General features: G+C 72.5%; 17 protein-coding genes. 11 read left to right on the top strand and 6 right to left on the bottom strand.

Annotated elements, in window-relative coordinates:
• Window positions 1-35 precede the first annotated feature (35 nt).
• Both AB0D99_RS28540 and bla read right to left on the bottom strand, forming a co-directional pair.
• Window positions 36-755, bottom strand: a complete 720-nt coding sequence (locus AB0D99_RS28540) for an SUMF1/EgtB/PvdO family nonheme iron enzyme (RefSeq protein WP_362368357.1) — start codon at window positions 753-755, stop codon at window positions 36-38.
• A 5-nt stretch (window positions 756-760) separates the two neighbouring features.
• On the bottom strand, window positions 761-1,729 hold the full coding sequence (gene bla, locus AB0D99_RS28535; RefSeq protein ID WP_362368354.1) for a class A beta-lactamase: 969 nt from the start codon (window positions 1,727-1,729) through the stop codon (window positions 761-763).
• 212 nt (window positions 1,730-1,941) lie between these two features.
• Between bla and AB0D99_RS28530 the strand changes: the two genes are divergently transcribed.
• Both AB0D99_RS28530 and AB0D99_RS28525 read left to right on the top strand, forming a co-directional pair.
• Window positions 1,942-2,403, top strand: coding sequence for a hypothetical protein (locus AB0D99_RS28530; protein ID WP_362368351.1), 462 nt, complete (start codon window positions 1,942-1,944; stop codon window positions 2,401-2,403).
• 105 nt (window positions 2,404-2,508) lie between these two features.
• Window positions 2,509-3,390, top strand: coding sequence for an alpha/beta hydrolase (locus tag AB0D99_RS28525; protein ID WP_362368348.1), 882 nt, complete (start codon window positions 2,509-2,511; stop codon window positions 3,388-3,390).
• A 98-nt stretch (window positions 3,391-3,488) separates the two neighbouring features.
• Here AB0D99_RS28525 and AB0D99_RS28520 read toward each other — a convergent pair whose 3' ends face one another.
• The gene (locus AB0D99_RS28520; protein ID WP_362368345.1) at window positions 3,489-4,142 is read right to left on the bottom strand and encodes a Tat pathway signal sequence domain protein; all 654 of its coding nucleotides are present in this window, start codon (window positions 4,140-4,142) and stop codon (window positions 3,489-3,491) included.
• Between the two features lie 464 nt (window positions 4,143-4,606).
• On the opposite strand from AB0D99_RS28520, the gene AB0D99_RS28515 reads away from it, so the two are divergent.
• The 5 genes from AB0D99_RS28515 (at window position 4,607) to AB0D99_RS28495 (ending at window position 12,934) form a co-directional block, all read left to right on the top strand.
• Window positions 4,607-5,281, top strand: coding sequence for a TetR/AcrR family transcriptional regulator (locus AB0D99_RS28515; RefSeq protein ID WP_362368342.1), 675 nt, complete (start codon window positions 4,607-4,609; stop codon window positions 5,279-5,281).
• Between the two features lie 211 nt (window positions 5,282-5,492).
• Window positions 5,493-6,149, top strand: a complete 657-nt coding sequence (locus tag AB0D99_RS28510; RefSeq protein ID WP_362368339.1) for a DUF6230 family protein — start codon at window positions 5,493-5,495, stop codon at window positions 6,147-6,149.
• Window positions 6,150-6,151: 2 nt separating this feature from the next.
• Window positions 6,152-6,610, top strand: coding sequence for a DUF6114 domain-containing protein (locus tag AB0D99_RS28505; RefSeq protein ID WP_362368336.1), 459 nt, complete (start codon window positions 6,152-6,154; stop codon window positions 6,608-6,610).
• 237 nt (window positions 6,611-6,847) lie between these two features.
• On the top strand, window positions 6,848-11,605 hold the full coding sequence (locus AB0D99_RS28500) for a hypothetical protein (RefSeq protein WP_362368333.1): 4,758 nt from the start codon (window positions 6,848-6,850) through the stop codon (window positions 11,603-11,605).
• Between the two features lie 186 nt (window positions 11,606-11,791).
• Window positions 11,792-12,934 carry a S1 family peptidase gene (locus tag AB0D99_RS28495; protein ID WP_362368331.1) on the top strand — a complete coding sequence of 381 codons (1,143 nt, stop codon included), beginning with the start codon at window positions 11,792-11,794 and terminating at the stop codon, window positions 12,932-12,934.
• A 123-nt stretch (window positions 12,935-13,057) separates the two neighbouring features.
• Here the strand turns inward: AB0D99_RS28495 and AB0D99_RS28490 are convergent, their stop codons facing one another.
• Window positions 13,058-13,369 (bottom strand): DUF3040 domain-containing protein, encoded by a 312-nt coding sequence (locus tag AB0D99_RS28490; RefSeq protein WP_362368329.1) that lies wholly within the window; start codon window positions 13,367-13,369, stop codon window positions 13,058-13,060.
• A gap of 362 nt (window positions 13,370-13,731) precedes the next feature.
• Between AB0D99_RS28490 and AB0D99_RS28485 the strand changes: the two genes are divergently transcribed.
• Both AB0D99_RS28485 and AB0D99_RS28480 read left to right on the top strand, forming a co-directional pair.
• Window positions 13,732-14,688 carry a HAMP domain-containing sensor histidine kinase gene (locus tag AB0D99_RS28485; RefSeq protein WP_362368326.1) on the top strand — a complete coding sequence of 319 codons (957 nt, stop codon included), beginning with the start codon at window positions 13,732-13,734 and terminating at the stop codon, window positions 14,686-14,688.
• Window positions 14,689-14,774: 86 nt separating this feature from the next.
• On the top strand, window positions 14,775-15,434 hold the full coding sequence (locus AB0D99_RS28480) for a response regulator transcription factor (RefSeq protein WP_362368376.1): 660 nt from the start codon (window positions 14,775-14,777) through the stop codon (window positions 15,432-15,434).
• A 107-nt stretch (window positions 15,435-15,541) separates the two neighbouring features.
• Here the strand turns inward: AB0D99_RS28480 and ddaH are convergent, their stop codons facing one another.
• Together ddaH and AB0D99_RS28470 are read right to left on the bottom strand one after the other, a co-directional pair.
• Window positions 15,542-16,354: a dimethylargininase gene (ddaH, locus tag AB0D99_RS28475; RefSeq protein WP_362368323.1), complete on the bottom strand. Its 813-nt coding sequence runs from the start codon at window positions 16,352-16,354 to the stop codon at window positions 15,542-15,544.
• Between the two features lie 17 nt (window positions 16,355-16,371).
• Window positions 16,372-17,319 carry a methionyl-tRNA formyltransferase gene (locus AB0D99_RS28470; protein ID WP_362368320.1) on the bottom strand — a complete coding sequence of 316 codons (948 nt, stop codon included), beginning with the start codon at window positions 17,317-17,319 and terminating at the stop codon, window positions 16,372-16,374.
• A 249-nt stretch (window positions 17,320-17,568) separates the two neighbouring features.
• Here AB0D99_RS28470 and AB0D99_RS28465 point away from each other — a divergent pair, with 249 nt between their 5' ends.
• Together AB0D99_RS28465 and AB0D99_RS28460 are read left to right on the top strand one after the other, a co-directional pair.
• Window positions 17,569-18,921 carry a SidA/IucD/PvdA family monooxygenase gene (locus tag AB0D99_RS28465; RefSeq protein ID WP_362368317.1) on the top strand — a complete coding sequence of 451 codons (1,353 nt, stop codon included), beginning with the start codon at window positions 17,569-17,571 and terminating at the stop codon, window positions 18,919-18,921.
• Between the two features lie 134 nt (window positions 18,922-19,055).
• Window positions 19,056-20,108, top strand: a complete 1,053-nt coding sequence (locus AB0D99_RS28460; RefSeq protein WP_362368314.1) for an iron-siderophore ABC transporter substrate-binding protein — start codon at window positions 19,056-19,058, stop codon at window positions 20,106-20,108.
• The last annotated feature ends 74 nt before the right edge of the window (window positions 20,109-20,182 follow it).

The following is a 20,182-nucleotide window of genomic DNA, read 5'->3' as shown; positions in this document are numbered from 1 at the left end:
CGGGGCGGTGAGGGCCGGGGCGTTCGTGGTGGCGGTCAGCGCGCGACGGAGCCCGGGACAGGACCGGGGGCGGAGCCCACGACGGAGCGGGCGACACGGAAGCCCACGTCGTCCACGCGGAACGTCGGGTGGCTGCGGCGCCGCGCGGACGCCCGGCAGGACCAGTGCTCGTCGAACCAGCCACCACCGCGCAGGACCCGGTAGGAGCCGTAGACCTCGGGGTCGTAGACGTCCCAGCACCAGTCCCAGACGTTGCCGAGCATGTCGTGCAGACCCCACGCGTTGGGCTTCCTGGTCCCCACCTCGCGCAGCCGCTCCCCGGAGTTGCCGCGGTACCAGGCGATCTCGTCGAGGGGCCCGTGACGCGGCCCGTCCGAACCGGCGCGGCAGGCGTGCTCCCACTCGGCCTCGGTCGGCAGCCGGTATCCGTCGGCCGACCTGTCCCACTCGACGCCGTCGCCCTCGGCGTCGTCGTCGAGGCGGTAGGCGGGGGCGAAGCCCTCGCGCTCGGAGAGGGCGTTGCAGAACCGCACCGCGTCCCACCAGGACACCCCCTCGACGGGCAGCCGCTCCCCGTGGGTGGTGCTCGGCCGCTCCCCGGTGACCTCCGCGTAGCGTGCCTGCGTGACCGGGAAGCGCCCGAGCGCGTACGGGGCGACCTCCACGGTCCAACGGCGCCGCGTCCGCCGGTCCGACAGCGTGACCCGTCCGGCGGGGACGGCGACCAGGGACGCGTCGCGTATCCCTTCGCTCACACCTGTCATGACAGGGACTCGGTGACGACGGCGGCCGCGTCGGCGATCAGCCCGTTGTCGTAACGGGCCTCCTTCGCGTGGCGGTTGGACATCACGGCCAGGACGACGGGGGCGCGGCCGGGGGGCCAGGCGACGGCGATGTCGTTCCGAGTGCCGTACGTGCTGCCCGCGCCGGACTTGTCGCCGACGACCCAACTCTGCGGCGTACCGGCCCGGACGAGCTCCGAGCCGGTGGTGCTCGACTTCAGCCACGTCGTCAGCCGGGCACGCTCGGCGGGCCCGAGCACAGGGCCGAGGACGAGGGCGCGAAGGTCCCGGGCGAGGGCCTCGGGCGTGCTGGTGTCGCGCGTGGCACCCGGCGCCCATTCGTTCAGCTCCGGCTCACGGCGTTCCATCCGGGTGACCTGGTCGCCCCATTCGTCGAGCATCGCGTCGAGCCCTCGGGGCCCGCCGAGTCGATCGAGCAGGAGGTTGGCCGCGGTGTTGTCGCTGTGGCGCACGGCCGCCTCGCACAGCGCGTCCAGGGTCATCCCCGTTCCCACGTGCTGCTCGGTCACGGGGGAGTGCGCCACCAGATCGTCGCGTGAGTACGTGACCTTCTCGCTCATCCCGGCCGCGGTGGACGTGCGCAGCACGGCGCCCGCGGCGAGGGCCTTGAAGGTGGACGCGTAGGGAAAACGGGCGTGGTCGTTGTACGCGACCTCACGACCGCTACCGGTGTCGACGGCGTACACGCCCAGCCGTGCGTCGTACCTGCGCTCCAGCTCCCGCAGCCGCGCGCCGACGTTCTGTGCCGCGGCCCCGCCGGCGGAGGCCCGCGGAGGCGCGGGGGGCGGCGACGAGGGAGCTGCCGCGGTGTCGCCTCTGCCGCATGCCCCGAGCGGCACGAGGGTCAGGACGGCGGCGACGACGGCGAGGCGACGCCGACCGCGGCCGAAGGGGCGGGCACCGGCACGGTTACGGACATACGGCATGGTCCCCAACCTACCGACACCGCCGATCACCCGAGGCGAGCGGCAGGGCCGAGGTGGTGGCCTCCACCGTCCAGCCCGGCCTGCGGGCCGCCATGTCGTGGGCTCCCGGAACCGGGCCCGGCGTGCCGACGGAGGCATCCCGGAGCATTCTGGAAGCGAAACGGAAGACAGGGGGCTTACGCAGGGGGCGCGGCGAGGACGGAGAGGACACCATGACGGCTCCCGCCGACGGTCCGCGATGGGCGGCCGAGCCGCCTCCGCCCGGCCCGCGGCGGGGGCGCCGCTCCTGCCTGACCACGACCCTGATCGTCCTCGTCGTGCTGGCGCTCCTGTTCGTCGGCGGAATCGTGGCCCTGGTCCTCTCCGTCGACGACCCGGGCGGTGACGACCCCGACGGGCCGCTCGGCGACGTACGCATCACCGCCTGCCAGGTGGACGCCGTCACGAAGTGGCCGCATGCGGACGTGACGGTCACCAACCGCAGCGGCAAGCCCAGCGACTACCTCGTCGGCGTGGAGTTCGTGGCGCCTTCGGGCGACCGCGTCGCCGAGGCCGGCACGACCGTCGACCACCTGGCGCCGGGCCAGGTCTCACAAGGCCGTGCGCAGAGCCTGTCCCAGGTCACCGGCACGGTGGAATGCAAGGTGACGGACGTCGTCCGCACGGCCTCGTGACCACCGGACCTGCCGGACTCGTGCCGGGAGGTTCCCGGGCGAGCGATGACTTCCCGACGCGGCGACGGTCTGCACCCCTGACACCGTCACATGGGAGGAACGGGCATGGTTGACGTCGAGACCCGCACGATCGAGGCCGAGGGCGCCATCCTGCGCTACGACGTCCGGAGCGCCGCGGACGGAGCGGCGACCGGGCGGACCCCGCTGTTCATGATCGGCTCGCCGATGGACGCCGGCGGCTTCGCGACGCTGGCGTCGCACTTCACGGACCGGGTCGTCGTGACCTACGACCCCCGGGGCGTGAGCCGCAGCGAGCGTACCGACGGCGCGCCGGAGTCCACACCCGAGGAGCACGCCGACGACCTGCGGCGAGTCATCGAGGCGCTGGGCTCGGGGCCGGTCGATCTGTTCGCGAGCAGTGGCGGGGCGGTCAACGCCCTCGCCCTGGTGGCGGAACGCGGCGACCTGGTGCGGACCCTGGTCGCGCACGAGCCTCCGACGGCGCAGGTGCTCCCGGACCGGGAGGCCGCGCTGGAGGTCTGCGAGGACGTGCGCGCCACCTATCTGCGGGACGGCATGGGGCCGGCGATGGCGAAGTTCTTCGCGGTGGCGAGCCGCAAGGGTCCCTTCCCGGCGAACTGGGCCGACGAGCCCGCCCCCTCCCCGGCCGACTTCGGGCTGCCGACCGAGGACGACGGCTCGCGCGACGACCCGCTGCTGGGACAGAACATGCGCGGCTGCACGGGTTACCGTCCCGACTTCGACGCGCTGCGGGCCGCACCGACGCGCGTGGTCATCGCGGCCGGCGAGGAGTCCGAGGGAGAGTTCCCCGCCCGTGCCGCGGCGGAGATCGCCACCGGGGTCGGCACCGAACTGACGGTGTTCCCGAGTCACCACGGCGGATTCCTCGGCGGGGAGTTCGGCCAACAGGGCGCTCCCGCGGACTTCGCGAAGACCCTGCGCGCGGTGCTCGACGCCGGTCGCTGACCTCCTGTTCCGGTGTCGGACCCGCGCCCGGCCACGCGTGCCCCGGGCCGGGCCCGGCCCGGGGCACGCGCGGTCTCAGGGGGTGCGGACGGACCGGCTCAGTTCACGAACACCGGGGCTCCGCCCTGCGTGGAGTCCTGGACCGGGCCGTACTTCGCCGAGAAGTAGCCGTTGGCCGGGCAGGTACCCGGCCCGCTCGCCTTGGTGAACAGCTGGTTCGTGAAGGTGAGCGAGTTGTCGCTGTTCGACGGAGAGGCGGTCAGTCCGGTGGCCCGGTAGACGCACGTGGTCACGCCCAGGACCGTGTTGATCTTCAGCGTGGTCTGGATCGGTCCGGTGTTCCCCGCGCTCACCGAGAGCGTCCCGCCGGAGGTCACGGCCGTGCTGTACGGCAGGTTGTCGACCGTGATGCTCCGCACGCCCGTGGCTCCGAAGATGTTGGTCGTACAGCTGCTCAGGGTGTGGGAGTTGAGCGTCTCGGTGGCGGTGCCCGGCGCCGCGGGGTTGCTGGTCACCGTGGCCGAGAAGCCGGAGGCGTTGCAGGTGATGCCGGTGCTGCCGCCCGAGGTCGTGGCGATCTTCGCGGTCGTGCCGGAGGACAGCGCCGCGGTGACGACATCGCCGACGGCGACGGCCGGGCCGCTCGCGCTGCCGGTCGTCAGGACGCTGCCGGCGGCGGTGGCGGCCGACGTGGCCGCCAGGACGGCGGCCACGGCGGCACCGGCGGTGGCTAACAGGGCTCGCTTGTTCATGGTGGGGGTTCCTTTCGTCCAGCGGTGATGGTGAGGGAGCCCGGCGCCGTCCGGCGGCGATGCCGGACAGCGCCGGGCACGGCTCCCGGCGGCGTCCGCCGCCGGGGAACGGCGGGCGTGGGTGAGGGGGAGCGGTGTGAGGAGGAGCGGGGGAGTCACGGCGAGGCCGGGGCAGCGTGGGGTGCGGCACGGCGGAGAACGCCGATCGGGGGAACGCGGCTCGTGCGGTCGTGCGAGCGGGACGCGATCGCCGCCGGGCCGATCCGGCGCCACGGATCGGCGGAGCGGTGTCGCGGGACACGGAGGAGCGTGATACACGGAGGAGCGAGATACGCCGTGCGGTGTGCGGTGGTGGAGACGGTCCCGTGCCGCGGAGCACTCCACCGGACACACGAGAGGAAAACCCATCAGGGTTGTAAACCTGCCGAGTATGCGACGTCAACAGCCCCGGGGGGATGTGGCCGATGAAGAGCGCTCGCCGGACCGAGGAGAGGCAGATCCTGCCGGGAGCCCGTACGGGCCGTGAACCGGAACGCTCCCTGCGGCCGGGGCCGCGTCGGCTGACGCCCGAGCAGGTCGCCTCGCGGCAGCGGGAGCGGCTGCTCGACGGAGTGGCCCGTACCGTCGCGGCCAACGGGTACGGCGGTGCCCGCATCAGCGACATCTGCGCCGCCGCCGGCGTGACCCGGCCGGTGTTCTACGCCCTGTTCACGGGCAAGGAGGACGCCGTGCTGGCCGCGTACCGCGGGGGTACGCGGGTGGTGGTGGGGGCCATGCAGGAGGCCTACGACGAGGCGGGCGGCGGAGCGGAGTGGGCGGCGGCCGTGCGGGCCGGGCTCAGGGTGATGCTGACGCTCCTGGGGCAGACGCCCGCCTTCGCGAGGATGGTGGTGGAGATCGAGTCGACCGGGCCGGCCGGGCGTCGGGCCCGCGCCGAACTTCTGGCCGGTTTCCACCGGTTCTTCGTGGACGCGCCTCCCGCTCCGTCCGGCGTGGAGCGGGAGGAGCTGATCGCCACCGTCGTCGGTGCCGTGCACGCGGCGGTGCACCGAGCGGTCGACGAGGACCGGACGGCGGAGCTCCCGCGGCTGCTCGACATCCTGGTGCATGTCGTCGTGTCGCCGTTCGCGCGTCCCTGAGTACCCCGTGGGTATCACTGGTCACCTGGTCAACACCGGCTATTCGCACACTAGTTGACTCGGGAGTAATGACGGGCGTACGGTCCGAGAGGTTCCCTGCGGCACGCCGCCTCGGCACGAGTCCGAGGAAGACCCGGGCAGGCTGGGGAACCGTCCGCGCCAGGACATCGCCGCCACAGGTCTGTTTCCTCACTCATGTCAGGAGCACCTCATGGCACTGTCCGAAGACCCCAAGGACATCTCCTCCTTACCCGACCCGGGCGACGGCTCCGAGCGGCGCGGCAGAGTCCGCCTCCGGCGCGCGGCCCTGCTGGGCGCCCCCGCCTTCGCGCTCGCCGCCACCCTCGTCGTCCTCACCGCACAGGGCGCGCTCGCCGCCCAGTTCGCCATCTCCGGCATGCCGTTCACCGTGACGGCCGACACCCTGCAGGGCAGGGGCTTCGGCCAGTTCGGGGGCCTGGACAACATGCCCGAGGGCAGCCCCAACGCCGGCGACACCGGCGGCCAGGTCCTCGTCATCATCACCGCGATCCGCGAGGCGGAACTCACCAACCTCTGCCAGAGCGTGGAACTCGGCGGCACGTACCTGCACATCACGGCGGGCAACAGGGGCACGCCGGTCAAGGCGTCGGGGCTGACCACCGACTCCACCGAGATCTCCGGCAAGCTCGCCGCGTTCGACAACATCGAGATCGGAGGGGACGCCAGCACCTTCGACAAACCCCCGGTCAAGGGGCCGCTCGGGGTCTTCGGCCAGCAGGCGGACACGGTCACGATCAAGGACGTACGCCAGACCAACTACGCCACCACCGCGACCCGGTTCACCCTGCCCGATCTGCACATGAGCTTCCGTTCGAGGGGCTGCTGACCATGACAAGCGGGTCGGGGACCACCCTCGAACCCGCGGGCGCGGGACCACGCGTCCCGAACGGCCGCCACCCCTGGCGGACGTTCCGCCGATGGCGCCACCGCCGCCCCTTCGGAGCGGGCCTCGCCGTCGCCCTGGGCGGCGCAGAGATCCTCCTCACCCAGCAGGCGAGCATCTCCGTCATCCTCACGGCGGGCGCGGACAGCCTCGTCGGATACGTCCTGCCGGTGATCATGATCCTGTCCGGCGTCCTCATCGTCCTCAACCCGCGCCAGCGGCTGTTCTACTCGATCGTCGCGGTCCTGGCCTCGCTGGGAACCTGGGTCACGTCGAACCTCGGAGGGTTCTTCGTCGGCATGCTCCTCGGCCTCGTCGGCGGCTCACTCGCCTTCGGCTGGCTCCCGGACCAGCCCCGACGCCGTTGGCGCCGAGCCCGGGCACGCTCCGAGAAACCGGCGTGACTCGCGACGACCGCCGAACCGCGCACCAGCCGTGCGCCGGCTCCACAGAGCCGGCGCACGGTCCCACGGCGCCGACGCATGGCTCCGTGCGGCCGGGGCGGGCCCCGGATGCCGCGGCGCCACCGAGGAAGCGGGGCGGACGGGGTGAACGCCACACCCGGCCGGCTCGGGCGCCTCCGCCCCCGCCCGCGGAAATCGGGCGCGGGCGATGTCGGTGGAGCATGCGACGATCCACGCGTGATCATCTCGCTCGCCTCCCTGTTGCCCACCGCCGGTGTCCACGCCTCGACGACCTATGCCGACTGGGCCGCCACCCACGCCCCCGACGCGGCCGGGACGGCGCGCGACCTGATCGACGCCATGGACTCCGAGCTCAACCGGTCCCGGAACAAGCCCGGTCGGATCGTCGACGCCATGGTCGTACGCGCGCGGCGGCTGCCGCCCGCCCACCTGCCGTGGTTCTGGGACACCGTGGGCCACCGGCTCATCGGCTACGGCAGCCGGCCGGGAGGCCGGGCGTACGCGGCGGCGCGGGAGGCGGAGGCCCGGCACGGGCTGCCCGTGGACCCCGGCTACCGCCGGGCCAACGCGCTGCTCTTCGCCCGTGGCGGGGCGATGCCCGTCAAGGAGTTCGGCGCCCATCAGCGCTTCCTCGCCGAGACGTCGGAGCCGGCCGCGGCACACGCGGCCCTGGAGGCCTTCCTGACCGCCTGGGCGGGCTCGCCCGCCGACCTGCCGGCCGATCTCGTGCGCCGGGTACGGACATCGGCGAGGGCGGCCGGGCACGGGGACGAGGAGGTCGCCCGGCTGGTGGGAGCGATCCTGTCCGTCACCCGGAAGAAGTCCGTGCCGGACGGCCTGCTCACCGCGGCGGCCGAGGTCCTGCGCGCCCATCCGCCGACGGACGCCGTCTCGGCCGGGCTGGTGGAGGTCTTCCCCGCCGGTGCGACCGACGGCGGGGCCTGGCTTCGGATGCTGATCGCCTGTGGTGCGACGGAGGCGATGGAGACCGGGCGCGTGGTCCCGCAGGGCGGGCTTCACCACTGGGTCGGACACGTCGTGCACATGTACCAGTACGCCGCCCAGTCGGGCGGAGGGGTCGCGAGGCAGCCGCTGCCGGCGGAACTCCTCGATCTGGTGGGCCGGTTGGGGCCGCGTCTGCGAGCCGCCGACGCGCCGGTGACCTTGCACACCACCCGGCACCACTACCAGGGCTTCGACGCGGACGTGCTGGACGCCGTGCTGGCGGCCGGGGGAACGGTCGTCGATCCCGGCCCGGAGATCCGGATGCGCTTCTGGGGCGAGCGGTCCCGCCGGGACCTCGCCGCGCTGGCCGCGGACCCGGTCTTCGGCGGCAGGCTGGAGGGGACCGTCCACGCGAACCTGCTGCCGGACGCGTTCACGGCCCGCCGACGGCGGCCCGGTTCGGCCGTGACCCTGCTGCCGGGCAACGAGGGCATCGCCCACGAAGTGGCGGCGCGGGTCGGCAGGCTCGTCGACACGGTCGGAGGCGGCGGCATGGCCGGGGCCGAAGAGGCCCTGGCGGAGCTGGAGACCCTCCTGGACCGGCTGACGGTGCAGGCGCTCGGAGGCATCGCCGACGCCCTCGGGGAGGCCGGCGCCTCGGGCGCGCTGCGACGCTCGCTCGCGGCCGGGCTCCCGGAGGAACTGGCGTGGCCCGCACTGGAGTCGGTGTACGCCGAGTTCGCGGCCGACGCCGGGCCCGAGGAGGAGGACGCGCCGCTGCCGGGCGTGGCCGGTGTCACGTCCACCTGGCCGGTGCTGACGGTGTTCGGGCGGGACCGGGCCGTCGCCGTCGCGCCGGACGGGGTGCGGGGCTCCTGCCGGTTCACGGTGCCGGGGGAGGCGAGCATGTTCGCCGTCCACTACGTGGGCGGGTCCTTCCTGGTGAGCTGGACCATTGAGGCCGGCCCCTATCACTGCGACACCGCCTTCTGGGCCGACCGTCCCGACGAGCCGTTCACCCCCGACGAACTCGGCGGCCTCGTGCCGTTCGGCGGAAGCCTGGACGGGGCGTACGGCTTCCAGTTCGAGACCGCCGACGGCGGTGGGCGGCACGGCGGCAAGGGGGTCCTGCGACCGGGCGGCACCCAGGGCATCGACCGGGACGAACTCCAACTCGGGGACGGCTCCCGGATCTGGACCAACGCCGTGTACGGGCGGCGGCCGTGGGAGGCGGTGGATCCGGTCACCGGCGAGTGCCGGGGTGCCACGCCCCTGCCGGACTTCCCGGGGCGCGCCGCGGGCGCCGATCCGGCCGCGAGGCAGTCCGAGGAAGGCATGACCCTGGCGGTGGAGGCCCTGCACCTGGCGCCGCTGCCCGCCGCGCTCGCCGACTCCCCGCTGGGCAGCAGGGACGGGCTCGTCGGCACCCGGGTGCTGTTCCGCACCCGGCACCGTGATCACGCGCCCGACCACTTCCTGGTGGAGAGCGTGGACGGGCGCACGGCACGGTTCACCATCGACCGCCCGGGGCAGGAGCCCTGGGGTCTCTGGGCGCCCCCGGAGGGCGCGGCGGAGGACGTGGTCCTCGCCGAGGCGCAGACCCGGACGGGGGTGCGGGCGTACACCGCCGACGGATCCCTGCTGTGGGAGCAGGACGGGCACCGCTCCCCGCGCCACCCGTGGGCGCGCCCGGCCCGGCGGGCCACCGCGTCGGGCGGCGTCGCCCTGCCGCCGGCCTTCTGGTACCTGCTGCGGACCCGGGACGCGGCCGGGTCCCGGGCGCTGCGGTCGGTGGGACGACGGACGACGGACACCCTGCTGGCGGCGGCGTTCGACGGCGCGGAGTCCTTGCGCGTGGCCGTGGAACGGGAGTTGCCGGACCTCGGCGACCCGGTCCTGACGGACGCCGTCGTGGCGGTGGTCCGACGCGCCGCACGGGTGGAGGAGCGGCGGCGCGCTCTGCACCGGCGCGTCACCCTGCTCGCCGAGGCACCGCCGTGCGCGCCGCGCCGGGCCGCGCCGGACACCGAACTGATGGGCGCCCTGGCCGGGTTGGTCTCGGACCGCGTGCGCGACCGGTGGGGGAGGACCCCGGACGTGGTCCTTCCGGCGACACTGAGCGCCCTGGCCGCCGACGGTGCCTGCCTGGCCGGGACGATCGTCGAGGAGGTGCGCAGGCTCTCTCCGCCCGCGGCCCCGAACGACTGGTCACAGCTGCTGGGCGCGATCGACGCCGCGGCGTGGCGAGCGGCGGTGGCACCCACCTCCGAGGAGGACCGGACCGCCCTGCTCGCTCTTCTGGACACCTGGGCCGACCAGCCGTTCGCCCGTCCGGACAGCTGTTGGTGGGTGGGCCGGACGTCCGGCCCCGACGCGCTGGACGCGCTGCGCGAGGCGGGCGTCCCGGCGGCGTCCGCGGCGGTGCGGGGTACCGGGGCGGGGTTCTGGTTCGCCGCACCCGCGGCGGCCGAGGGGGACACCGATCCGGTACCGGCGGCGTTTCCCGAGGCGCGCCACGTCCGAGTGGAGCGGGACGACGCGACCCGGCTTCGGGCCGTGGTGGCGGCGATCGAGGCGCACGGACCGGTCCCGCTCCCGGAGTCGGCGGCCGCGCGTTTCGCCGAACTGACGGGTGTGCGACGGGCGGTGGCCCGGCTCGTGGTGGCCGGGCTGGTCGGCGGGAGCGGCCGGGACGAGGACCGGGCACTGGCGCGCAAGCCTCCGTACAAGGCCACCCCGATGACGGTGGAGGCGTACGAGCGACTGCACAAGCGGCTCGGGACCGCCGGCCGGCGAGCCGTCCTGGCGGCGGCCCTGCCCGAGGACCCGGCGGAGCTGTGGTGCCCGGGCGGTGTCGAGGCGGCGGTGGAACGGATGGCCGGCGTCTGGCGGCGGATCCTCGGCGGGCTGCCCGCCGTGCACGACGACACGGCCGACGCCCTGGAGGCCGACCTGGGACTCGGCGACGTGTGGGCCCGCAGGCTGGCGGGCGGGTACGAGGCGGCCGAGGACGCGACCGTGGAGGCGGCCGACTGGGAGCTGTCGGCGACTCCCCGCGGCATCGGGGTCGAGGTCCGGGCCGTGCCACCGGCGGGACCCGAGCTGCCCTACGGCACCCCGGTGGGCCTCCCGGTCGACAGGATCGCCGGCGCGCTGGTGTGGGCGTGGACGGACCGGCCCGTCGGCGACCCCGCGGTGGCGGGAGCGATGGCCCTGTACGAGCGGCTGCGGGCCGAGCTGGGCCGTCCGGAGCTCGTGCTGCCGCTGCCCGGCGGACGGGTCCAGGACACCTCTGCGAGCATCGCCGAGCGGTTCGGCCCCGCGCGGCTCCGTGTGTCGATGGACCGCCGCAAGGAAGAAGGTCCGGTCCCGGTCACCGCGTACGACTCCGGACCTCTCGTGGTGTGCGCGCCCGGCGGCGCCTCCTTCCTGCGGCCCGCGGCGGTGACCGATCCGGAGGTGTGGCCGCGGGTGAGGGAGGTCACCGACCTGACCGAGGAACTGAACCGGGTGGCGCCGCTGCTGCCCGGTGGCGGCCTGGAGCGGATGATGCGGCGGGCCTGCTCGGGGGCCGTGCCGGTCGGCGCGTACGAGGCCGATCCGCGGCGGTCCTGTCCGGAACTGGTCAGGAGGGTGGAGCGGGAACTGGCCGTCGGCACGGACGCGGCGGCGCTGTACCTCCAGGTGGCGACCCTCGCGGCGCCCACCGACCGCAACGTCCGCCGGTGGAACGGCTGGTCGGCCAAGAGGCACGGAGAGGTCAGGAAGGAGCTGCTCGCCACCGGCGCGGTGGTGGAGGCCAAGCGGGCGAGGGCCGGCCGAACGGTGTTCCTGCCGGGGGAGTGGACCGAACTGAAGGCCCCGCATCTGCCGCTGGAGACGGTCAAGCTGGCGTCGCACGAGGTGCGCCCGCTGTGGGGCGACGCGATCCGGTCCCCCTTCGGCCGGATCCTGCCGACGGCGCCGCTGCACGAGATGTTCACGGCCGCCTGGGAGCGGGTGGCCGAAGGGAAGGGGGGCGGCTCCTGAGCCGCGTCGTCCGATCGCGCTGACCGTCAAGCGACGGGCAGGCCCTCGTGGGTGGGTGAGCCCAGCGTGGGCGGTCGACCCCACCCCGCGTTGGTATGGACCTGACAAGGATCGCCCGCTAGCGTGGTCGCGGCGCTCTGTGAGAGCGCTCTCAGGAGGTTCCGATCCCTCTCACCAGGAGGCCCCGTGAGACGCACATCCGCCCTCCGCGCCGCCGTCGCGGCCCTGATGCTCACCGTCGGACTCGGCGGCGCCCAGTCGGGCACCGCGAGCGCCACCCCCACGGCCGACCCGCCAACGGCGTCGGCCGGACTCCTCGACGCCATGCGACAGGACCTAGGCCTGACCCGGGATCAGGCCGAGGAGCGGTTACGGGCCGAGGCGGCGGCGACACGCGTGGAGAACGACGCACGAAGGATCGCCGGCCGCTCCTACGGCGGAGCGTGGTTCGAGGCGACCACGGGACGGCTCGTCGTCGCCCTCACCGACCGGAGCGAGGAGGCCGGCGTACGCGAACTGGGCGCCGACACCCGGCTCGTACGCCACAGTGCCGCCGCGCTCGACCGCGCCAAGTCCCGTCTGGACGCGCTCCCCGCTCCCGCCGGCGTCGCCGGCTGGCACGTCGACCCGAGGTCCAACAGCGTGGTCCTGACGGTGGTTCGCACCGCCCGGGCGGAGCCCGCCGTCGGCGCCTTCGTCGCCGAGGCCCGCGCGACGGGTCCGGTGACCGTCGTCGAGACGGCCGAGGCTCCGCGGACCTACGCGGCGGGCACGGTGGGCGGCGACCCGTACTACACCGGCAACGTCCGCTGCTCCATCGGCTTCTCCGTGCACGGGGGGTTCGTCACCGCCGGACACTGCGGGAGGGCCGGCGCCGCCGTCCGAGGCTGGGACGGCTCCGCCATGGGCACCTTCCAGGGCTCCTCCTTCCCCGGTGACGACTACGCCTACGTGAGCATCCACAGCGGCTGGTGGACGGTGCCCGTGGTACTCGGCTGGGGAACCGTGCCGGACCGGCTCGTCCGCGGCTCCGCCGAAGCACCCGTCGGCGCGTCGATCTGCCGCTCGGGCTCCACGACCCGCTGGCACTGCGGAACCGTCCTGGCCAAGAACGAGACCGTCAACTACAGCCAGGGCGCCGTGCACCAGATGACGAAGACGAGCGTGTGCGCCGAAGGCGGCGACTCCGGCGGCTCCTTCATCAGCGGGGACCAGGCCCAGGGCGTCACCTCCGGCGGCTGGGGCAACTGCTCCTCCGGCGGTGAGACGTGGTTCCAGCCCGTCAACGAGATCCTCGGACGGTACGGACTGACCCTCCACACCGCCTGACCGCTCCCGGTACGGGACGACGGCCACGCGCAAGCCACGCGCGGGGTCGGGGGCGGGAGAGCGCGCGGTCACCGACCGCGGACTCTCCCGCCCCGTCGGCGTGAGGGGACGCCCGCACAGGGGCTACGTCCGCGTGGGCACGGAGAGGGACAGGGTGAGCGGGCCCGGCCCGGTGTCGTCCGCGGGCGGGGCCGGGGAAGCGGTCCAGATCATGGTGAGGAGCAGGGCCACGATCGCGATCACGGCCAGGACGATCGCCACGACCACGCGGCGGTCCCGGCGTGGACGTACGCCCTCGTCGTCCGACTCCTGTTCGGGTACCTGCGGAACCCGCGGGTCCAGGGTCCCGAACAGCGATGCGAGGTGGGGATCGTCGCGTATGAGACCCTGCTCGATCTCCGAGAGGATCTGTCGGTCGTCTGCATGAGGACTCATAGCGGCCCCCTCCAGGTCGGCGCACGAGCCGCGTCCTCTTCCATTGTGGACGCGAAGCCCCGATCCGGCAGCCCAGTGCCCGGCACCCTCGCTGACGTGCGCCACGCCGGTCCGATCGTCCGAGCCGACCCCGGCCGAGGCGCCCCGGTCGGGGGAGCGGGGTCCGTGTGCAGGGGCCGATTCCGGAACGGGGATCGTCCGCGCGGACGGCGTGGACATGGGTGTCGGCACGGATGGACATGTCCTGGGACACTGATGAGGATGGATCGGGGATCTGGGCCCCGCCGCGGGGCCTCGGGTGCCCGCGGGACGAACGTGCTACGGGCCGGACAGGCGGGGAGCCGACCGGGAGAGGCTGGATCGTGTCGCTGTACTGGCGGATCTTTCTGCTGAACGCCGCCGTCCTCGTCGTCGCGGTTCTCCTTCTGCTCGGCCCTGTCACCGTCTCCACCCCCGTGCTGCTCGGTGAGGCCGTCGTGCTCGTGGCCGGGCTGATCGCGATGCTCATCGTCAACGCGTTCCTGCTCCGGGTCGGCCTCGCGCCCCTCCAGCGGCTCACCCGGGCGATGCTGACCGTCGACCTCCTCAAGCCGGGCAGGCGCCCCGAGGTGACGGGCCACGGCGAGATGGCCGAGCTGACCCGGACCTTCAACACGATGCTCGACCGTCTCGAGGCCGAACGAGCCACCAGCAGCGCCCGCGTCCTGTCCGCGCAGGAGGCGGAGCGCCAGCGCATCGCGCAGGAGCTCCACGACGAGGTCGGGCAGACCCTGACCGCCGTCCTCCTCCAGTTGAAGCACTCGGCCGACCACGCGCCCACCGCGCTCCGGGACGAGCTGCGACAGGCACAGGAGACGACCCGGGGGAGCCTCGACGAGATCCGGCGCATCGCTCGCCGCCTGCGCCCCGGAGTCCTGGAGGAGCTGGGCCTGCTCAGCGCGCTCAGGTCCCTCGCCACCGAGTTCTCGACCCGCGGACTGACCGTACGTCCCCATGTCGGATCCGGGCTTCCGCAGCTCGACCCGGAGACCGAACTCGTCCTCTACCGCGTCGCTCAGGAGGGGCTCACCAACACGGCGCGTCACTCGGGGGCGAGCCGCGTCGACCTCCACCTGAGCGCGCTGCCCCAGGGCGGAGTGCGACTGCTGGTCCGGGACGACGGCCGGGGGATCGGCCGGGTCGCCGAAGGAGCGGGTATCCGGGGAATGCGGGAGCGCGCCCTGCTCATCGGCGCGGATCTGACGATCGGTCCCGGCGTGGGCGGAGGGACGGAGGTCCGCCTCGACGCCACGGGCGGAGCGAAGGGGAGGGCGGCATGACCGCGGCGGACTCCACGTCGGGCGCCCTGCCCGCGACCGGCTCGACCAGGGGCGGCGTGTCCGCGGCAGGCTCCACCGGGGGCGGCATGCCCGCGACCGGCTCCACCCGCATCCTGCTGGCGGACGACCACGCGTTGGTGCGCGGCGGGGTCCGTCTCATCCTCGACGCCGAGCCCGATCTCACCGTCGTCGCCGAAGCGGCGGACGGAGCCGAGGCCGTCGCCATCGCCCGGACCGAGCCGATCGATCTGGCCGTTCTCGACATCTCCATGCCCCGGCAGACGGGCCTCCAGGCCGCCCGTGAACTCAGCCGCCTCCAGCCGCAGGTGAGGATCCTGATCCTCACGATGTACGACAACGAGCAGTACTTCTTCGAGGCGCTCAAGGCAGGCGCGAGCGGCTATGTGCTCAAGTCCGTCGCCGACCGCGATCTCGTCGAGGCATGCCGGGCCGCCATGCGCGACGAACCCTTCATCTACCCCGGCGCGGAGACGGCGTTGATCCGCAGGTACCTGGACCGGGCCGAGCAGGGCAGGCCACTGCCCGACAAGGCCATCACGGACCGGGAGGAGGAGATCCTCAAACTCGTCGCGGAGGGGCACACCTCGAAGGAGATCGGCGACCTGCTCTTCATCAGCGCGAAGACCGTCGAGCGCCACCGGGCCAACCTGCTGCAGAAGTTGGGGTTGCGCGACCGGCTGGAACTCACCCGCTACGCCATACGCGTCGGACTGATCGAGCCGTAGCCGGGTTCCGCTCCCCTGCCGTGTGGTGCCGCGCGGGAAGCTCTCCCCGCGCGGCACCGACGACCGAGGGGCCCAGGACCGGCTGGGCCCCTCGGCGGTCAGCCGGCTCAGCCGGCGCTGCGCAGCTCCAGCGTGCAGCACTTCACGCTGCCACCCGCCTTGAGGAGCTCCGACAGGTCCACTCCGATCGGGTCGAAGCCCCGGTCGCGGAGCTGCTCGATCAGCGCCGTCGCGTTGTGCGGCAGCACCACGTGCTTGCCGTCGGACGTGGCGTTGAGACCGAACACGGCCGCGTCCTCGTCCGTGGCGATCAGGGCGTCGGGGAACAGCCGCCGCAGCACCGCGAGGCTCCCGGGCGAGAACGCGGGCGGGTAGTAGGCGATGGTGTTCTCGTCCAGTACGGAGAGCGCGGTGTCCAGGTGGTAGTAGTTCGGATCCACCAGGGTGAGCCCGACGACGGGACGCCCGAAGAACTCCTGCGCCTCGTCGTGCGATCGGGGATCGCTGCGGAAGCCGGTGCCGGCGAGCAGCCAGTCCCCGGTGAGGAGGTAGTCGCCCTCGCCCTCGTTGACGAAGGCCGCCGTACGCAGCTCCGGGAAGCCGTTGTCGCGCAGCCAGGCGTGGTAGGCGGGGCCCTCGGCGATGCGCTCGGCGTCGCGGAACCGGGCCACCAGCGCGCGGCCGTCGATGACGGTGCCTCCGTTGGCGGCGAAGACCATGTCGGGCAGCCCCGGCACGGGGTCGATCACGTCGACGGTGTGCCCGAGGCTCAGGTAGACCTCGCGCAGACGTTCCCACTGGTCGATCGCCAGCTGGGTGTCGACGGGCTTCGCCGGGTCCATCCACGGGTTGATGGAGTAGACCACGTCGAAGTGGGTGGGCGGGCACATGAGGTAGTGCCGCGGCCGTGCGGTACGCATGTATGCGGATCCGATCGTCAGGGGCGGCTGGAGAGGTAGCCGCCCATGGAGGTGAAGTACTCGGTCGCGCCCATCTCGTTCCCCTCCTGGGTACGGACGCGAGTGATGGCCAGGCCGTGGTTGCGGCCGGTGCGTGCGTCGGCCCCCGCGACGATGACGACGCCGTCGCCCTCGCCGTAGAAGATCCGGCCCGGGGTACCTCCGTAGCGGCCCTCGGAGACCACGGCGGACAGCACTTCGAGGCGCTTGCCCTTGTGGAAGGTGAACGCGGCCGGGTACGGGGCGGACTGGGCGCGGACCAGGCGCTCCAGGACGTCGGCGGGCCAGTCCCAGTTGATCCGGATGTCCTCCTCCGCGCGCTTGTGGAAGAAACTGGCCTGGGAGCGGTCCTGCCGGGTGAACTCGGTCTGGCCGGAGGCGATCAGGTCGAGCGCGCCGATCGTGACGGGTGCGATGAGGTCGACCGTCTTGTGGAACAGGTCGGTGGTCGTGTCGGTCGGACCGACGGCGACCGCCCGCTGGACGACGATGTCGCCCGCGTCGAGCTCGTCGTCCATCAGGTGGGCCGTGACGCCCACTTCGGACTCGCCGTTGATCAGCGCCCAGATCAGGGGTGAGAAGCCGGCGTACTTGGGTAGCAGGGAGTCGTGGACATTGAGTGTGCCGTGACGGGGGAGGTTGAAGATGCGCGGCGGGATCCAGGTGCGCCAGTTGTTGGCCACGATGATGTCCGCGTCGGCCTCCTTGAGGAGCTGGAACAGTTCCTCGTCGTCGGGCCGGTTCCGGATGGCGACGGGGACGCCGTTCTCCTCGGCCAGTTCGGCGACGGAGTCGCTCCAGATCTTCTCGTAGGCGTGCTCGCTCTTCGGGTGTGTCACGACAAGGACCACGTCGTGCTCGGACTCCAGGAGAGCTTGCAGGGTGCGATGCCCCCAGGTCTGGTAACCGAACATGACGACCCGCATGGGGATCCTCCTCGAGAGAGCGACTGACCGGCGCCAAGTAAAGCAAGGCTTACCTAAGTTGGCAACAGGTGGGATTTTGAAGCCTGTTGAGGGCGATTTTCGGCCAGGGACCTCGCTCAACCATCTCGACAAGCGCGTCGAGATCAGGTTAGCCTCACCTAAGTTCTGGTTGGGCGGCGCTCTCGGCGTGCCCGACGCCTCGTATTCCCCCACGCCTCACAAGCGGCTGTCCCGCACGATGGGAGTGACATGTCTCAGGTTCATCCTGGCGACGCCCCTCTGGTCCACGACCTCATAGGAATCGGCTTCGGGCCGTCCAATGTGGCCATGGCGATAGCGCTCAGCGAGCACAACGCGCGGGTCGGCAGGCAGGAGGCGGTCACCGCTCACTTCTTCGAGCGCCAGGCCGGCTTCGGCTGGCACCGCGGGATGCTGATCGACGACGCGACCATGCAGGTGTCGTTCCTCAAGGACCTGGTGACGCTGCGGAACCCGGCGAGCGAGTACAGCTTCCTCTGCTACCTGCAGAGCAGGGACCGCCTCATCGACTTCGTCAACCACAAGAACCTCTTCCCGCTGCGCGTGGAGTTCCACGACTACTTCGAGTGGGCGGCGGCGAAGGTCGACGACATGGTCTCCTACGGCCACGAGGTCGTCGCCGTCGAGCCCGTCGTGCGGGACGGCGTGATCGAGTACCTCGACGTGACGGCCCGCTCGGGCTCCGAGACGGTGGTCCACCGGGCCCGGAACCTGGTCATCGGCACCGGACTGCGCCCCCTGATGCCGGAAGGCGTCGAGCGCACGGACCGCGTCTGGCACAACTCCGAACTGCTGGCGAAGGTCGAGGGCCTGCAGGGCGCCGACCCCACCCGCTTCGTCGTGGTCGGCGCCGGCCAGAGCGCGGCCGAGAACGTCGCCTACCTGCACCGCCGCTTCCCCGAGGCCGAGATCTGCGCGGTGTTCTCCCGCTACGGCTACAGCCCCGCCGACGACAGCAGTTTCGCCAACCGCATCTTCGACCCGGCCGCGGTCGACGAGTACTTCACCGCTCCCGACGCCGTCAAGCGCAAGCTGATGGACTACCACGGCAACACCAACTACTCCGTGGTGGACATCGACCTGATCGACGACCTCTACCGGCAGGCGTACCAGGAGAAGGTCCTCGGGAAGGAGCGGCTGCGCTTCATCAACGTCTCCCGCCTCACCGGTGTGAAGGAGGCCGACGGCAAGGTCCACGCCACCGTCACGTCCCTGGTCACCGGCGAGGAGTCGACCCTGGACGCCGACGTCGTCGTCTACGCCACCGGCTACAGCCAGGCGGAGCCCCTCGGCCTCCTCGGTGAGGTCGGCGACCGCTGCCACCGGGACGACCAGGGCCGCGTCCGCGTCGAGCGGGACTACCGCCTCGCCACCGACCCCGGACTGCGGTGCGGCATCTACCTCCAGGGCGGAACCGAGCACACCCACGGCATCACCTCGTCGCTGCTCTCCAACACCGCGATCCGGGTCGGCGAGATCCTCGACTCGATCGTCGACCGGCGCCCGCAGAGCGACCCCGACGACCTCCGGCCCGTCGCGGACGGGATCGGCACGGCCCGCTAGGAGCCCGCTCCCGGGCCCCGCCGACCGTCCCAGGCCCCCCGAAACGCCACCCCCACACACGCCCCGCCCGCCGCAACGCCGTCGTGCACGGCGGTCGTGGCACGCACCGTGAAACCCCCGTGAAAGGAACATACGTGTCCACTGGAGCACGTCCCGCGCTCGCGCGGTTCGCCAGAAACATCCCCCGCGTGGCCGTCGCCGCCGTCGCCGCGCTCGCTCTGGCCGCCTGTGGGGGCGGCACCGAGAAGACGGAGTCCAAGCCGTCGGCCGGTTCCGGCGACGCCTCGAAGGCCGCCGCGGCCTTCCCGGTGACCGTCGCGCACAAGTACGGCAGCACGACGATCGACAAGGAGCCGAAGAAGATCGTCACGCTCGGCCTCTCGGACCAGGACGCCGTGCTGGCCCTGGGGATCAAGCCGGTCGGCTCGGTGGACTGGTTCAAGGAGAAGCCGTACGGCAAGTGGCCCTGGACGAAGGACAAGTGGGGGTCCGAGCAGCCGCAGATCGTCGGTGAGCGCGACGAGTACAACATGGAGAAGATCGCCGCTCTCCAGCCCGACCTGGTGATCGCCCAGTACTCCGGCATGAAGAAGGAGCAGTACGACACGCTCTCCAAGTTCACCAAGGTCGTCGCCCAGCCCAAGGAGCACCCCGACTACGGCGCGCCCTGGCAGGTCATGACCCGGCAGATCGGCAAGGCGCTCGGCAAGGACGCCGAGACCGAGAAGCTGATCACGGACATCGACGCCCGCTTCAAGGCCGTCCGGGACAAGCACCCCGAGTTCGCGCAGAAGACCCTCGCCGTGGCCGACAGCTTCGAGGCCGGCAAGTACTCCGCCTTCACCAAGACCGACCCCAAGTCGATCTTCTTCTCCGAGCTCGGCTTCAAGCTCAAGCCCGAGATCGACTCCCTGGCCAAGCCGGGCTACAACGTCGCCGAACTGAGCGCCGAGAAGCTGAACGTGCTCGACGTCGACCGGCTCGTCTGGGTCACCTCCAGCACCGAGGCCAACGACCGGATCAAGGCCGAGCCGCTCTACACCAAGCTGAAGGTCCAGCAGGAGAAGCGTGACCTCTTCGTGCCGTACCAGGACCCGGACATCGGCGCGGCCTTCTCCTTCAACACGGTCCTGTCCATCCCGTACGCGATCGACCAGATCGAGCCGCTGCTGGCAGCCGTCAAGTAGGCGCAGCACCACCGCGGGTCCCACCCCGCCGCCCGCGTTCCGCGGCGGGGTGGGACCCGCATCGACCACCGGCG

Source organism: Streptomyces sp. NPDC047971 (assembly GCF_040653355.1).
Classification (GTDB): Bacteria; Actinomycetota; Actinomycetes; order Streptomycetales; family Streptomycetaceae; genus Streptomyces.
Note: the sequence above shows the minus strand (reverse complement) of the source record. Positions and strands in the feature narration are given on the sequence as shown.

What these genes read in the sequence shown, in the direction of transcription:
- bla (WP_362368354.1), bottom strand. Translation starts at nt 1,729, where the DNA reads ATGCCGTATGTCCGTAACCGTGCCGGTGCCCGCCCCTTCGGCCGCGGT.
- AB0D99_RS28530 (WP_362368351.1), top strand. Translation starts at nt 1,942, where the DNA reads ATGACGGCTCCCGCCGACGGTCCGCGATGGGCGGCCGAGCCGCCTCCG.
- AB0D99_RS28525 (WP_362368348.1), top strand. Translation starts at nt 2,509, where the DNA reads ATGGTTGACGTCGAGACCCGCACGATCGAGGCCGAGGGCGCCATCCTG.
- AB0D99_RS28520 (WP_362368345.1), bottom strand. Translation starts at nt 4,142, where the DNA reads ATGAACAAGCGAGCCCTGTTAGCCACCGCCGGTGCCGCCGTGGCCGCC.
- AB0D99_RS28515 (WP_362368342.1), top strand. Translation starts at nt 4,607, where the DNA reads ATGAAGAGCGCTCGCCGGACCGAGGAGAGGCAGATCCTGCCGGGAGCC.
- AB0D99_RS28510 (WP_362368339.1), top strand. Translation starts at nt 5,493, where the DNA reads ATGGCACTGTCCGAAGACCCCAAGGACATCTCCTCCTTACCCGACCCG.
- AB0D99_RS28505 (WP_362368336.1), top strand. Translation starts at nt 6,152, where the DNA reads ATGACAAGCGGGTCGGGGACCACCCTCGAACCCGCGGGCGCGGGACCA.
- AB0D99_RS28490 (WP_362368329.1), bottom strand. Translation starts at nt 13,369, where the DNA reads ATGAGTCCTCATGCAGACGACCGACAGATCCTCTCGGAGATCGAGCAG.
- AB0D99_RS28480 (WP_362368376.1), top strand. Translation starts at nt 14,775, where the DNA reads ATGCCCGCGACCGGCTCCACCCGCATCCTGCTGGCGGACGACCACGCG.
- ddaH (WP_362368323.1), bottom strand. Translation starts at nt 16,354, where the DNA reads ATGCGTACCGCACGGCCGCGGCACTACCTCATGTGCCCGCCCACCCAC.
- AB0D99_RS28470 (WP_362368320.1), bottom strand. Translation starts at nt 17,319, where the DNA reads ATGCGGGTCGTCATGTTCGGTTACCAGACCTGGGGGCATCGCACCCTG.
- AB0D99_RS28465 (WP_362368317.1), top strand. Translation starts at nt 17,569, where the DNA reads ATGTCTCAGGTTCATCCTGGCGACGCCCCTCTGGTCCACGACCTCATA.